Genomic DNA, 13,765 nt, shown 5'->3' with positions numbered 1-13,765 from the left:
CTTAAAACCAATAAATTGATTACTAATTATTGATTATTATCTAACGATTATATAATTTACCAAACATTCCTAACACATATTGCGTAGTACATATTGCAAACACAAACTGTGCTACTTGTGCAAAACGAGTCGAATTGGAGTGTAAAGAACTTCAACAACAACAGCATTAAACACAGCAGTTCCAAAAATGATTGGAAGCATAACAAGAATCGTCTTAGGAGAATGAAGAACAAAGAAAGATGCAGTAGATGCAAATATTAAACCAGAAACAACTGTAGTTATAAAAGTTGCTATAAGTGGGAAAATACTGAACTTTCTAGCAGCATCCTTAGGGAAAACGTGAATATAAGCCATAATCATCAAAGTCATAACAATTGCTGCTGGAATATCGCAAACATAATTAAGACCAGGAATAGATGCGTTAAATTGCATTAAAGTAGCAGCCAAAGCACCAATAATCGCACCCTGAATAACATTTGGGCGAACCAGCAAAATCGCAAGACAGAACGATGCGATTAAGAAGTTTGGTTTAATGTTTCCAATTGAAAGTGCTTTTGCAACTGTAAAGTCAAGAATACATCCTGCTGCAAAAAGAACAGCAACCAACACTAAAGACGTAACATCTAAAGCGTGCTTTTTAACACTTACAGCATTGATCATGCTACCTGCATGTTCGTTAATTCCCTGATTCATAATCTTCTCCTTTATGTTGCGATAATCAAGTTTTAATTATCGACTTTTGATATTTATTTATGTTTACTTACATTCATTTATGTTTGTTTATATTTGCTTACGTTGATTCAAGTTAATTTATTTCTCATTTTCAATGGCGATTTACTTGTGCTTACTTGTGCAAAACGAGTCGAATTGGAGTGTAAAGAACTTCAACAACAACAGCATTAAACACAGCAGTTCCCAAAATAATTGGAAGCATAACAAGAATCGTGTTTGGAGAGTGAAGAATAAATAAGGATGCGATTGTTGCAAAAATCATTCCAGAAATAACAGTTGCAACAAACGTAGATATAAACGGGAACACGCTGAACTTTCTAGCAGCATCCTTAGGGAAAGCTTTTAGATATCCCATAAGCGCTAACGTCATAATAATTGCTGCTGGAATATCGCAAGCGTATTCAAGACCAGGAATCGAAGTGTTAAATTGAATCAAAGTAGCAGCCAAAGCGCCAATAATCGCACCCTGAATAACATTTGGTCGAACAAGCAAAATAGACAAGCAGAACGATGCAATAACAAACTCTGGCTGAATATTTCCAATCGAAAGCGACTTTGCAACTGTAAAGTCAAGAATGCATCCTGCTGCAAAAAGAACAGCAACCAAGACTAAAGACGTAATATCTAAAGCGTGCTTTTTAACATTTACGCCTTTTAGCAAAGTAGCTGCTTGATTAATTTCGGACTGTGCAGATGCTTGCTCTGTGTTGGTAGCTTCTACGTTAGTTGACTCTTGATTCATGATTTTCTCCTTTACGTAAATTTTTACGTTGTTTGTTTTTCAACAATTTTGGTTTAGATTGTTGTTGGTTTGTAAATTGTTATTGGTTTTAGATTGTTTTAGATTTGGATTAAAACCAAATAGATTTTGCGTTTTAGGATATAAAAAAGACCCCTAGGTTTACCCTAGAGGTCTTTTATAAGCCTAAACAAGCAGCTTCTAAAACTTTAGAGTAAACTACGCCAAAGAGAAGTCTGCCACCACCACATACGAGCAGCATCAAAAGTATCGCGAGCTTGAGCATTCATGTTACGCATGATAGCCGCCTCCTTAAATACTTTAGCTGCAAAGCTAAATGCCTATGTGGTCAATCACAAACCTAACACCGTAAAATTTACGATATGCGTTTGTGTTGTGTTCGATGCTAACACTATAAAAGTACAAATGCAAACAAAAAGATAAAATTAGCAAAAAATCACACAAAACACGTAAAAATACCCATACTTAAATCGGCGCAATTCCAGGCAAAACGCCGTAAGCGCATAAAACGCATGTCTAAGCTTATATAAAACAATCTCAATCCCTAGCAACGTGTATACTTTCACAAGTTGCGGGCTTGTAGCTCAGTGGATAGAGCGTCTGCCTCCGGAGCAGAAGGTCGTGGGTTCGAATCCCATTAAGCCCACGTTTTGCGTTAATTAACTTCCACAAAAATTAATTTCCGCCAAGAAGCGCAAACGTACCGTAGTAAACAGCTGCGATTAATGCAATTGCAGGAATAATTAAGCACACAACCATAAACACATAATCGCGCTTATTTACGTAACTTATGCGTGCATGAGATCTTGGATTTTCTCCACCAAAACCGCGCGCTTGCATTGCTGTTGCCAAAGTACTAGACCTACGAATCGAAAGAACAAGAAGCGCAAAAGCTTGAGGCATAAATGCGCGAATCTTACTATCGTCTCCAAGACCGCGAGATCTTCTAGAAGCAGTAAGAGCTGCCCAATCGTCTTGCAAAACGCTAAAAAGCCTCATTCCCGCTAATCCGCCATAAACAAACTTATCTGGCAAATGCATAACTTGACTAAAAGCATCTGCTAAATCAGTAGCATCAATACCAATAACAGTAACAATTGCAGGAACACCAATAGCCAAAATACGAATAAACGTTGCAATTGCAAGAGTTGTTGAGTGCTCACTTACGTGAATAATTCCCCACTCAAACAACGTTTGGCCGCCAGATTTACCGTATAACCACACTGCTAGAGCAGATCCAGGCGCACCAACCCAAACAGGCCAAGAAAGCTTAACAACACGCCAAGGACTCATTCCAACAATCCATAAAATTATAAACTCTAAAACAAGTGCAATAGTCGAAGAAAGCCAATCAAGAGTAAACAGCAAAGGAATGGAAAGCATAAAAGCTCCAAGCATGCGGTAAACAGGATTTAGAGAAGCCAAAAATGGCGAGCAACTTGCGGCTCTTTCTTTCTCATCACGCTTATTTACGGCGCTAACTTTTATTCGAGAAATATTCGTTGAATTAGTTGTAGAAGACAAGCTTTGCGATGATTCCAAAGCTTCTTTTGCTTGCGATTCTTGTAAATCTGATAAATCTCTAGAATCACTATTCTTATCATTGTTAACTGGCAAAAGTTCAACCAAACGCGCGCCCAGAGCGTCTACTAGCTCTTTATCGTGAGTAACAACAATAACGCTAACGCCGTCTGCTCTAAGGCTTGCAATCAGCTTTATAATTTGCATCCACGTTTTTCGATCTTGGCCAAAAGTTGGCTCATCTAAAATCAAAACCCTTGGAGCTGCAGCCAAAGATGCAGCAACTGTAAGCCTGCGCTTTTCTCCTCCAGAAAGCGTGTACGGATTGGCGTTGGCATATCTGCCTAATCGGAATCGCTCTAGCAATTCTTTAGCTTTTGCTCGAGCATCCTCTTCGCTCATGCCTGTTCTAATAGGGCCTAACATAACCTCTTCTAAAACAGTTCCGCAAGCAAATTGGTGTTCTGGATTTTGGAAAACATACGATATTCTTTTAGCGAGTTCAGTTGACTTCCACTTTATAGGATCACTTGAGTCTAAATCTTTACAAAGTTCCTCGCTTGCTACAACTTCGCCTTCTATTGACGGAATTAATCCTGCCAAAGTTAGAGACAAAGTTGATTTTCCAGCACCATTTGCGCCAACCAAAGCCGTTATTTGGCCAGAATTAAATTCAAGATTAATGTTTTTAGCTATTGGAGTATCCGTATGACTAATCGCAAGGTTTTTTGTAGATAAAACTACTTTCCCATCTCCTACAGAAGGATCGCAATCAGGCTCTCCTTCAACATGAATCCTACCTATATTGCGATTTTTTGAATCCTTATACTTATCCGGGAGCCATATTCCAAGATTTTCAAAGTCAAGATCCTTGCGATTAAACACCTCGTCTGGAGTTCCGTCAGCTACGATTACTGTTTTAGCGCTCTCGTCTCTTGCAATATCATCATCGTGAACAAAGTTTTTGTTATCTTCGCTATTACCGCTATTACCGCTATTTTCAAGCCCCAAAACAATTACTCGGTCAATTAAATCAATCCAAGGTTGAGCATGATGTTCAACAAGAACCATTGTTGCATGAGTATCGTCGAGCACTTTTCCAACTGCTGAAACAATTTGCTCAACGCCGTCTGGATCCAGATTTGCTGTAGGCTCGTCTAAAAGAAGAACACTAGGCTTCATTGCCAACGCACCAGCAAGAGCCAATCGCTGCATTTGACCACCGCTTAAATGTGCAGTAGAGCGATGAAGTTGCAAGCCATCTAAGCCAACCTCTTTAAGACTTTCGTCAACAATATTCCAAATCTCTTTACGCGGAACATTCATGTTTTCTGGACCAAACGCAACGTTATCTCCTAAACGTTGAAAAATCGCTTGAGATTCTGGGTCTTGTAAAACTAAACCAACGCGTCCGCGAGCCTTATGAACTGGTACATCGTCTACAAATACTGCGCCTTCACTCACTCCGCCATCTTCGTCTTCAACTAAAACATTATGCGAAGAAGAGTTACTATTTTTATCGTTTGAATCACTTTTAAGAATAATATCGCTGCCGATTAATCCAGCAGCACCTTCAAGAATAGTGGACTTGCCTATGCCCGATGCTCCTAATAGCAATACTCTCTGCCCTGCTTCAATAGTCAGGTTCAAACCACGAACAGCAAACGCTTTGCGAGAGGCATGACGATAACCCCAATTCTCAAAACGCAACTGAGCAGCACTAAAAGCCGATGGAAGGAAAGTTTCAGCTTTGTACTGGTTAGTATTGTTCAAAACCTGCGTTTTAGATTCATCGGGCATAGCAAATCCTTTATGGCAATGATTTTTATTTAATTATTTATTAAATTATTTTTAGGATTATTAGACTTTACTATAGATTTTTAGAATCTTAACAAATCTTAGAATCTTAGCAAATCCTACAATCCCAAAACGCCTACTTGCTTAGAAAAATCTAAACAGCATACAGCATTTAATTGCTATATGCATAGAAGACGCTTGTTGACATGATTGTGCCTTTTTACTTTTAGGCACGGGAAAAACAGATCTCCGTGCGCCAGTATTACCTGGATTCACGTTCAAGCGGTTTCTCTCAGCTTTACGAATTAACGCAAAGCACCCGTGTCGAGTGAAAATTTTACGGCATTGTGTAGACTCGCGCACAAAATCCATCAAAATTCATATACCTAGGTACTTTATGCGCGAGTTAGAACTTACAATATTACTTCACTGCTTTATTACTTCGCTAAACGGCTAAGAAGCAAAGCTTCCGTTACAATATTTGACTTCAAGCCAGAAAGAGAAATCGACTCGTTTGGGCTATGAGCATTAGACTTTGGATCTTCTGGACCTGTAACCAAAACTTGAGCTTTAGGGAAGATTCTTTGCAATTCTGGAATAAATGGAATCGAACCACCTTCGCCCTTATTAATAGGATCCACACCAAAAGCGTCTTTCATAGATGCGAGCGCATCTTTAGTTGCAACAGCATTTGGATCCATAGCCCAACCCATGCCATTATCTAGAGGCTCTACAGTTACTTGCGCGCCAAACGGTGCATTTTTAACCAAAAAGTCACTCAATGCTTTTTGTGCTTCCTCAGGACGCTGGCAAGGCGCAGTTCTAAGCGAAAGTCGCAAGCGTGTCTCGTGAGCAATAACGTTAAAGCTTTCCTCTACTGGATGAGCGTCCATTCCAATAACAGTCAAACTTGGCTTAGTCCACATTCGTGCAGCCAAAGATCCAGTTCCTGCAAGCTTGTATGAATCCACTACCGAAGAATCGGCTCTAACTTGCGACTCGTCTAAATCGCGTTGCAAGCCACCAACAGGCTCTTGCGATTCAATTCCAGGAACATTCAAATCGCCGTCTTTGTTGTAAAGAGAAGCAACAAGCATTGAAGCAAGCGTGTATGCATCTAAAATAGGTCCACCAAACTGACCCGAGTGAACTTGATGATTAAGAACCTTAACCTTAACGTCTACAGTAGTGTTTCCACGCAAGCTAGTTGTAAGGCTTGGAATTTCTGCAGACCAATTTCCAGAGTCTGCAACAATAATTACATCGGATTCAAACTCATCTTTGTGAGACTCAATAAAAGGAATAAAGCTTGGAGAGCCCATCTCCTCTTCGCCTTCAATAAACACTTTAATGTTTACGCCTAAATCTTCACTTAAAGCGCGCAAAGCACCGTAGTGAATGGCAATTCCGCCGCCATCGTCCGCGCTGCCGCGACCATACAAGCGCCCATCTATCTCGGTTCCTTTAAAAGGATTCGTGTTCCACTCGCTTGCATCTGGAACAGGCTGAACATCGTGATGAGCGTAGAGCAAAACAGTTGGAGCATTTGGATTTACAATTCTAGATCCAACAACCTCGAATGCGCCTGGAGTGCCATCTGGATTTTGAGACTGCTCAACGCGAGCATCAACGCCCACTTCGCGCAATACTCCAGCAACGTATTCAGCCGAAGCGCGCATATGATCCCCAGTAATGCCTTTAGCAGAAACAGCTCCAAGCTCTATCTTTTTACTAAGAACGGATATAACATCATTCCACGCAGCGCTAACACGATTCTTAACATCTTCCACATTAAGATTAGCCATACAAATCTCCTTAAAACAAATAGCCAAAACAAATAGTCAAGCAGTTAACTACTATCTAACCACTATCACACTATTAACAACATTAACAGCCAGCAAAATCTATGGAACGCGTCTAGTCTGTTGGGTAATCTGCAAACATGACATGGAATCCATTTGTAAAAAAAGATGCTGATAATAATGCGCAAAATGGCAATCAATCAGCAGCCAATGAAAATAGCGAAAATAAAGTAGAAAATAAGGCAAAAACTCGCACAAAAAACGCTCCAACTCCAAAGCAAAGCGAAGCTGCAGCGCAAAATCTTAGGCCGCTAGTTCCAACCGATAGAAAAGCTAGCGCAAAGGCTGCGCGAGCACGATTGCGCGAAAGAGAAAACGCACAATACGAAGCTATGAAAAATGGCGATTTAGCGCATATGCCAAAGTCGGAGCAGCTTCCTTGGAGAGTTTATATTCGCGATTACGTAGATGCACGCTTTAATATTGGCGAGTTTTTCGTTCCATTCGCAATCGTAATTATGATTTGCATCTTCTTTACACAAAACTTCTTGTCTACTAAGTATATTGCTCTTTATTTTGCGCTTGCGATTATTCTTTACGCGTATCTTTTTGCTGCGATTATTGACGTTTTAATAATGTGGCGAAAACTTAGAAAAGAACTTGTTAAAAGGTACGGCCAGGCTGCTGTTGCTAAAAGCTCTAGGTCTGCAATGTATGCTTGCAGTCGCGCAATACAAATGCGCAGATGGAGGCTACCAAAGCCGAGCACGCCAAAACGCGGTAATTGGCCAAAGTAAAACGCTAGTATACCAACAAAGATATGATTTATAGAAATGTGTGTTTGTAGCATGCTACTTAAGGCTACTTAAGTAATAGTTGCACAAATGTGGTAGTAAACCCGTTGTAGAAAACCTTGCAATAAGCACAAACAAAATTAACGCGAATATCGTATAGGGGATAAACGCAAAATGGCAAACGAAAAGTCAAAGAACACTAAGAAATCGGGCATGATTTCACAAATTGTGCGCATTTACAAGTACACGTATACAGAAGATAAGCAGCTTCCGCTTTGGCTTGGCTTGGCTTTTGTAGCCCCTGTAGTGTTATGCGTTATAGCTGGCGCTATTTTACGCTGGTCCATTTTTACGTGGATTATGATGATTGTAACAGCGCTTATGCTTGGTCTTTTGCTTTTTACTGTTGTTCTAACAAAGCGCGCAGATAAAGTTGGATACGCAAAACTAGAAGGTAAACCTGGAGCTGCAGCTGGAATTTTAAGCGCAATCAATAAAGGCGGTTTTACTTTCCCACAACAGCCAGTATGGGTTGATCCTCGCACCAAAGATGCAATTTGGCGTGGAACTGGTTTTAACGGAATATTTCTTGTTGGAGAAGGCAATTACGAACGCCTAACTCATGCTATGGAACGCCAAGAGCATGCTATTAAAAGTGTTACAGCTGGATCCAATATTCCTGTTTACCGCATTTGCGTTGGAAATGGCCAAAATCAAATTAAGCTTAAGGATTTAAGGAGTAAAGTTCTAAAGTCTAAAACTTTGATTCCTACAAATCACAAGTTTGCTCCTCTTGCTGCAATTCATCCAAATCGCAGATTCTTCCTTACTAAAACAGAGCTTGCGATTCTAAACGACCGTTTACGCACTTTGCAAGGAAAGCAAGGGTTTGGAATTCCAAAGGGAATTGACCCAACTCATACTCCACGCGTGAGCCGCAGAGCTTTAAGAGGAAAATAAATTCTTAAGTTTTTTCGTATAAAATAAACCAGACGTTCCAAGCGGTTCGTCTGGTTTTAATATATTTATACGCGATTTTACTTGCGATTTATATGCAAATACTATTCACGCGTTATACGCGACTGAACCCAATCAACAATGTACGGAGCGCACTCCTCCACTTGATCCATTGCAATCTCAAACTCTTTAGGACCACCATACCAAGGGTCTGCCAAATCTAAAACAGCTTCGCGACCAGCTTGTGGCTTTTCTAAAGACGGATCAAAAGACCTATACATGTGTACAAGACTACGCTTTTGCGGCGGAATAATCCTAAGCAAAGATTGCATATGCGAAGCCGTCATTGGAAGAAAAAGATTCGTCTCTTCTATTTCGTCTCGCTCAATCCTATGCGCAAAATGGCTTAATGGCAAAGAATATCCCCTACTTTTAAGCTCTTTTTGCGCACGCCTATCAATCGGATTTCCGTATTCTTCGTCGCTTACACCACACGATTTTACAGCAACAACATCGCTTAATCCTCTAAGCTTAAACTCGTTACGCAAAACAATTTCTGCCATTGGAGATCTGCAAATATTCCCCGTGCAAACTGTCATAACAACATACGGATGCTTAGCATCTACGTGAATTTTGCTTAAAGATTCCATACATATCCTTAATCTAGCTTATTTTTTAGATTTAACTGGCTCATAAACCATAAACTTATATTTTGTATTGAATTGTTTTTCGCCAACTTTTATAGGCGATTCCTGCCAATCGCCATCGCGCGCAACTTTCCACAATCCATCATCTACAAGTTTTTGAATGTTTGGAGCAAACGTGTCTGCTTCTACTCTAGCGTCAATTTGAGTTACATAAGATGCGTCAACAATTTGTGACTCAATCACTTCTCTAAAGATTGCGCCGCCACCAATAATCCAAATTGCTCTGCCATCTTTTGGCAAATCAAAAGAATCTACATGCTCAATAGGATTATCTTCAATCCACTTTTTTGCGTAGCATATTGCGTCTTCGATCTTTGTAAAACTTTTTGCTCCATTTGGATTAAAGTCTGGATTCCTAGAAACAACAATATTTTCGCGACCAGGAAGAGGCCTAAATTTTTCTGGCATAGAATCCCAAGTTCCTCTACCCATTATTACTGGACAAGAGATTGTCATTGCCTTAAGATAGCGCAAATCTGGGGAAAGTCGCCAAGGCATACCGCCATTTACACCCATAGCGCCTGTACGGCCTTCAAAATCGTATGCTTGCCCCCAAATTAAACGAACGGGAATATTGTTAGTCATAATATTGTTAGTCATAAAACTCCTACGTAAGCCTACTAATCAATCACTAAACAAAGCAAACAAGCAAACAACCAAAAGCTCACACAGCTACAGGAGCTTTAATCGTAGGATGATGCTTATAATCAACAACCTTAAAATCGCTATAGTCGTAGCTAAAAATGGAATCAGCTTTGCGAATCTCAAGCCGCGGATACGGGTAAGGCTCGCGCGAAAGCTGCTCAAGCACTTGCTCAACGTGATTGTCGTAAATATGGCAATCGCCACCAGTCCAAACGAACTCTCCTGGCTCTAATCCTGCTTGTTGAGCCATCATCATTGTTAAAAGCGAGTAAGACGCAATGTTGAATGGCACGCCAAGGAACATATCGCAAGAACGCTGGTAAAGCTGGCAAGAAAGCTTGCCATCGGCAACATAGAACTGGAAAAGCGAGTGACAAGGCGGCAAAGCCATATTCTCTACTTCTGCAGGATTCCATGCGCTAACAATCATTCGACGAGAATCTGGATGATTCTTAATAAGATCCATAACGTTTGCAATCTGGTCGATTGTGCGATTTGGATTTTGCGCGGTTGGAGCTGGCCAACTACGCCACTGAACGCCGTAAACAGGCCCTAAATCGCCATTTTCGTCTGCCCACTCATCCCAAATATGCACACCGTTTTCTTGCAACCAACGCACATTGCTAGAGCCTTTAAGGAACCAAAGAAGCTCGTACGCAAGCCCCTTAAAGAACACGGTTTTTGTTGTTATAAGCGGGAAACTCTTGCTTAAGTCAAAGCGAATTTGCTGACCAAAAAGAGATATTGTTCCCGTGCCAGTGCGATCTGATTTTAATGTGCCTTCCATAAAGATTTTTCTAACCAAATCCTCGTAAGGAGTAGGAATATTTGACACTGGTTTTTGCGGCACGCGCGCGCGCAAATCTGCAAGTTCTTGTTGAGTTAAAGCCATACGTTTATTCTATCATTAGCTAAATTCAACACTACCAATGCATGTGCAAATATACTTATACTGTACATCTCTATATAATTGTTTTAGCTAAGCACAACAAATGCAAAGGAGCAAAAATGTCTAGAAGAATATGGGTTGAGCGTTTAGAAGACGGCTCTTGGATTGCAAAAAGCGAAGACGGAGCAACACTAAAATTTGGCAAAGGCGAAGGGCAATTTTCTCCCGTAGAACTAATGCAAATAGCTCTAGCTGGTTGCACAGCTTTAAGCAGCCAATACGCTGTTGAGCATGCGATTGGAGAAGGAAAAGGCGCGCGCGTAGTTGTAAATGGCACTTACGACCCAGAAGAAGGAACTTACTTAAGATTCCAAGAAGACTTAACAGTAGACGCTACAAGCGCAAAGCCTGCGCTAACTAACGAAGATGCACAAGCACTAAAAGAGCGTATGGAAAAGCATATTAGCAAGGGTTGCACAGTTAAGCACACTCTTGAACGTGGCGCACAAGTGCGTGTAACAGTAAATATAAGACACTAAGACACTAAGACACTAAAACATTAAAAACACCAAATATAAAACGCTAAAAACGCAAAAAATCACAATTTGTGGCGCAATGCTAAACACAATGCTAAACTTTTAACGTTGTTAGAGCTATTTATGTAAGCTATTTATGTAATCGGAGGAAACTTTGAAAATCGCGATTTTTACAGAAACGTATCCACCATACATAAACGGCGTAGCAACACAATCCTACATGCTTAAAAAAATGTACGAGGAACTTGGTCACGAAGTTCTTGTTGTTACAGTTGGCTCCGAAAAACAGCGTAAAACCAAGCTTGTAGACGGCGTTGTGTACGTTCCAGGCATTCTTTTGAAAAAGCTTTACAAGTATAGGGTTGCAATTCCAATTGGAAACATGCGCAAAAAGTTCCCGATTAACTTTAAACCAGATGTTATTCATATTCAAAACGAATTTGGCATTGGAGAAATAGGCCTAGAAGTGGCCAAAAAAGAGCATGTTCCTGTTGTTTACACGCTACACACCGAATACGATAAATTCCTGTTTTACATTGGTCTAAAGCATTTTACTGAGTTTTCTAGGAATATATCGGCAAAATATTTTACGCGATTTTCTAAAAACGCAACAATTATTACCAGCATGTCTGCTAAGGCTCAAGCTTATATTGACCGACAAAAAGTTGATAAAAAGGTTGTTGTTCTTAGCAATGCTGTTGAATACAAAAAGTTCTTGCCAACACCAGAACGAATTGCTTTTAGAGAAGAATTCCGTAAAAAATACGGCATTGCAGATTCTACAAAGCTGTTTGTTTTTGTTGGAAGAATCGGAGCCGAAAAGAACATTAGCGAGTTGATTGACAACTTTATGTATTGTGATTTTCCTCGCGATTTAGCTCGACTTGTTGTTATTGGCGGAGGCCCTGATCTAGAAGACTTGCGCAATAAGGTAGCAAGCAAAGGATTTGAAGATAGAATCTACCTTCTAGGACCTATTGAACACACGCAAATTCCTAAATATTTGCACGCAATGGACTACTACACTACCGCTTCACTATCAGAGATGCACTCGCTTTCTATGCTGGAAGCAATGGCCTCTGGCTTATTTGCGCTTGTTAAGCACGACGCTCCTAATGAAAATCAAATTATTAGTGGCAAAAATGGATACCAATGGGATTCTAAAGAAGACTTTAAGCAAGTGTTTAGCCGCGTTCTTAATATGAGCAAAGAAGAGCAAGAGCAGCTAAAAGCAAATGTTCTTGAATATTCAAAAAACAATGACTTTAAAAAGCAAGCTCAAGAGTTAATTAAGATTTATGAGCGCGCAATCAGCATTAACAATCAAGAACTTGCTAAAAAGCGCGCTGCTCGAGAGGCAAGACGAGCGCGTTTCTTGCTTAAGAAAAACTAAAAGCATATTAGCATATGTATGTTTGAAAAATCGCGTATAAAACACAATTAGTGCCTTATACGCGATTTACGTTTTAACGCTTAGTGTTACTACTTAGCGTTACTACTTTAGTGAAGCGGATCGATTGTTTGCTCAATTTGCTTAGCTTCTTCAACACCAGCCTTTGGAACATCAACTTTATGAACACCACTTATAGAATCAATAGCACTAGTATCGTTACTTACCTTAGCCTGCTGAGCCACTTGTGCAGCGCTCAGCTCCACATACTTGCGAGGAACAACATACACTGGTCTAGACGAATGCTGAAGCAAACCTTGACTAATCGAGCCAAGAAGCAAACCAGTAAATCCACCCCTGCCCCTAGATCCAACAACAACCAAATCGTTGTTTAAGCTAGCTTGAGTCAAAGCGTTTACAGCAGAGCCAGGAACTACAGAACGATGAATCTTTAAGTTTGGCAAGCGTTGCAAAATTGGCTTTACACGCTCGTCAAGATCTTCCATATAAGATCCCATAACTGCAGTATCTCCCTCGGCTCCTTGAACGCTAGGAACAGCAGAAATCACATCTAATTGAGCATTCCAACTATCTGCCAAATCTGCAGCAATCTCAAGTGCCTTTAATCCCCACTTAGACTCGTCGGAGCCAACAGCAATCTTAGAAATCTTATTGTTCAAGTGGATTCGTTGACCATCATCATCCGTATATGGAACAACAACAATTGGGCAATAAGCGTATGCAGGAAGCGAAGAACTTGTTGTGCCAAGTAAACGCTCTGCTAATCCGCCTTTGCCACGGTTTCCAATAACAATAAGTTGATAGTTTCTAGAAAGCTCCACAAACACAGAAGATGGGTCGCCAGTAACAATCAAAGTTGTTGCATCCACACCCTGCTCTAAAGCTACAGCTTTAGCTTTAGAAAGAATCTCTTGAGCGTCTTGATGAGCAACATTATCGTCTCCGATGGCAGTATAAGTTGCGTCAAAAGACACAGCAGCATAACTTGGCAAAGAGTATGCACAAACAATTTGAAGTTGCAATCCAGCATGCTTAGCGTAGTTTGACGCCCACCAAACAGCCTTATAGCTTGCATGAGAACCATCAACGCCTACAAGAACAGCTTTTTCTTGTGTAATAACATTCTGTGTCATCTAGATCCTCCTAGTATTGCGCGAATTTTGCAATCTTTGCTTAAATACTACAATAGCCGTTTAATTGTTTTGAGTCTATCG

12 protein-coding genes and 1 tRNA gene are annotated in these 13,765 nt (G+C 40.4%); 5 read left to right on the top strand and 8 right to left on the bottom strand.

What is annotated here, in order from left to right:
• Positions 1 to 111: 111 nt before the first annotated feature.
• Both HXT45_RS02670 and HXT45_RS02665 read right to left on the bottom strand, forming a co-directional pair.
• Positions 112 to 693: a tryptophan transporter gene (locus HXT45_RS02670; protein WP_415688190.1), complete on the bottom strand. Its 582-nt coding sequence runs from the start codon at positions 691 to 693 to the stop codon at positions 112 to 114.
• A 151-nt stretch (positions 694 to 844) separates the two neighbouring features.
• Positions 845 to 1,474 carry a tryptophan transporter gene (locus HXT45_RS02665; protein WP_115757230.1) on the bottom strand — a complete coding sequence of 210 codons (630 nt, stop codon included), beginning with the start codon at positions 1,472 to 1,474 and terminating at the stop codon, positions 845 to 847.
• Between the two features lie 591 nt (positions 1,475 to 2,065).
• On the opposite strand from HXT45_RS02665, the gene HXT45_RS02660 reads away from it, so the two are divergent.
• Positions 2,066 to 2,138, top strand: a tRNA-Arg gene (locus tag HXT45_RS02660).
• 29 nt (positions 2,139 to 2,167) lie between these two features.
• On the opposite strand, the gene HXT45_RS02655 is transcribed toward HXT45_RS02660, so the two are convergent.
• Together HXT45_RS02655 and HXT45_RS02650 are read right to left on the bottom strand one after the other, a co-directional pair.
• Positions 2,168 to 4,813, bottom strand: a complete 2,646-nt coding sequence (locus tag HXT45_RS02655; protein ID WP_421782173.1) for an ATP-binding cassette domain-containing protein — start codon at positions 4,811 to 4,813, stop codon at positions 2,168 to 2,170.
• A 434-nt stretch (positions 4,814 to 5,247) separates the two neighbouring features.
• Positions 5,248 to 6,615, bottom strand: coding sequence for a dipeptidase (locus HXT45_RS02650; RefSeq protein ID WP_018641225.1), 1,368 nt, complete (start codon positions 6,613 to 6,615; stop codon positions 5,248 to 5,250).
• Positions 6,616 to 6,752: 137 nt separating this feature from the next.
• Between HXT45_RS02650 and HXT45_RS02645 the strand changes: the two genes are divergently transcribed.
• Together HXT45_RS02645 and HXT45_RS02640 are read left to right on the top strand one after the other, a co-directional pair.
• Complete coding sequence (locus HXT45_RS02645; protein WP_415696393.1) at positions 6,753 to 7,409, top strand: DUF3043 domain-containing protein; 657 nt, start codon at positions 6,753 to 6,755, stop codon at positions 7,407 to 7,409.
• 171 nt (positions 7,410 to 7,580) lie between these two features.
• A complete protein-coding gene (locus tag HXT45_RS02640; protein ID WP_102704984.1) occupies positions 7,581 to 8,366 on the top strand; it encodes a DUF4191 domain-containing protein in 786 nt (261 codons plus the stop codon).
• Between the two features lie 101 nt (positions 8,367 to 8,467).
• Here the strand turns inward: HXT45_RS02640 and HXT45_RS02635 are convergent, their stop codons facing one another.
• The 3 genes from HXT45_RS02635 to HXT45_RS02625 form a co-directional block, all read right to left on the bottom strand.
• Positions 8,468 to 9,013, bottom strand: coding sequence for a low molecular weight protein-tyrosine-phosphatase (locus tag HXT45_RS02635; protein ID WP_004130272.1), 546 nt, complete (start codon positions 9,011 to 9,013; stop codon positions 8,468 to 8,470).
• A gap of 18 nt (positions 9,014 to 9,031) precedes the next feature.
• Complete coding sequence (locus tag HXT45_RS02630) at positions 9,032 to 9,655, bottom strand: dihydrofolate reductase (RefSeq protein ID WP_421782282.1); 624 nt, start codon at positions 9,653 to 9,655, stop codon at positions 9,032 to 9,034.
• A 79-nt stretch (positions 9,656 to 9,734) separates the two neighbouring features.
• Complete coding sequence (locus tag HXT45_RS02625) at positions 9,735 to 10,607, bottom strand: thymidylate synthase (protein WP_421782170.1); 873 nt, start codon at positions 10,605 to 10,607, stop codon at positions 9,735 to 9,737.
• A 116-nt stretch (positions 10,608 to 10,723) separates the two neighbouring features.
• Here HXT45_RS02625 and HXT45_RS02620 point away from each other — a divergent pair, with 116 nt between their 5' ends.
• Complete coding sequence (locus HXT45_RS02620) at positions 10,724 to 11,143, top strand: OsmC family protein (protein WP_004132549.1); 420 nt, start codon at positions 10,724 to 10,726, stop codon at positions 11,141 to 11,143.
• Positions 11,144 to 11,294: 151 nt separating this feature from the next.
• Positions 11,295 to 12,533: a glycosyltransferase gene (locus HXT45_RS02615; RefSeq protein ID WP_004130279.1), complete on the top strand. Its 1,239-nt coding sequence runs from the start codon at positions 11,295 to 11,297 to the stop codon at positions 12,531 to 12,533.
• A 107-nt stretch (positions 12,534 to 12,640) separates the two neighbouring features.
• Here the strand turns inward: HXT45_RS02615 and HXT45_RS02610 are convergent, their stop codons facing one another.
• A complete protein-coding gene (locus HXT45_RS02610) occupies positions 12,641 to 13,684 on the bottom strand; it encodes a universal stress protein (RefSeq protein WP_004132552.1) in 1,044 nt (347 codons plus the stop codon).
• Between the last annotated feature and the right edge of the window lie 81 nt (positions 13,685 to 13,765).

Source organism: Gardnerella sp. DNF01199S (assembly GCF_049244155.1).
GTDB classification, from domain to species: domain Bacteria; phylum Actinomycetota; class Actinomycetes; order Actinomycetales; family Bifidobacteriaceae; genus Bifidobacterium; species Bifidobacterium piotii.
Note: the sequence above shows the minus strand (reverse complement) of the source record. Positions and strands in the feature narration are given on the sequence as shown.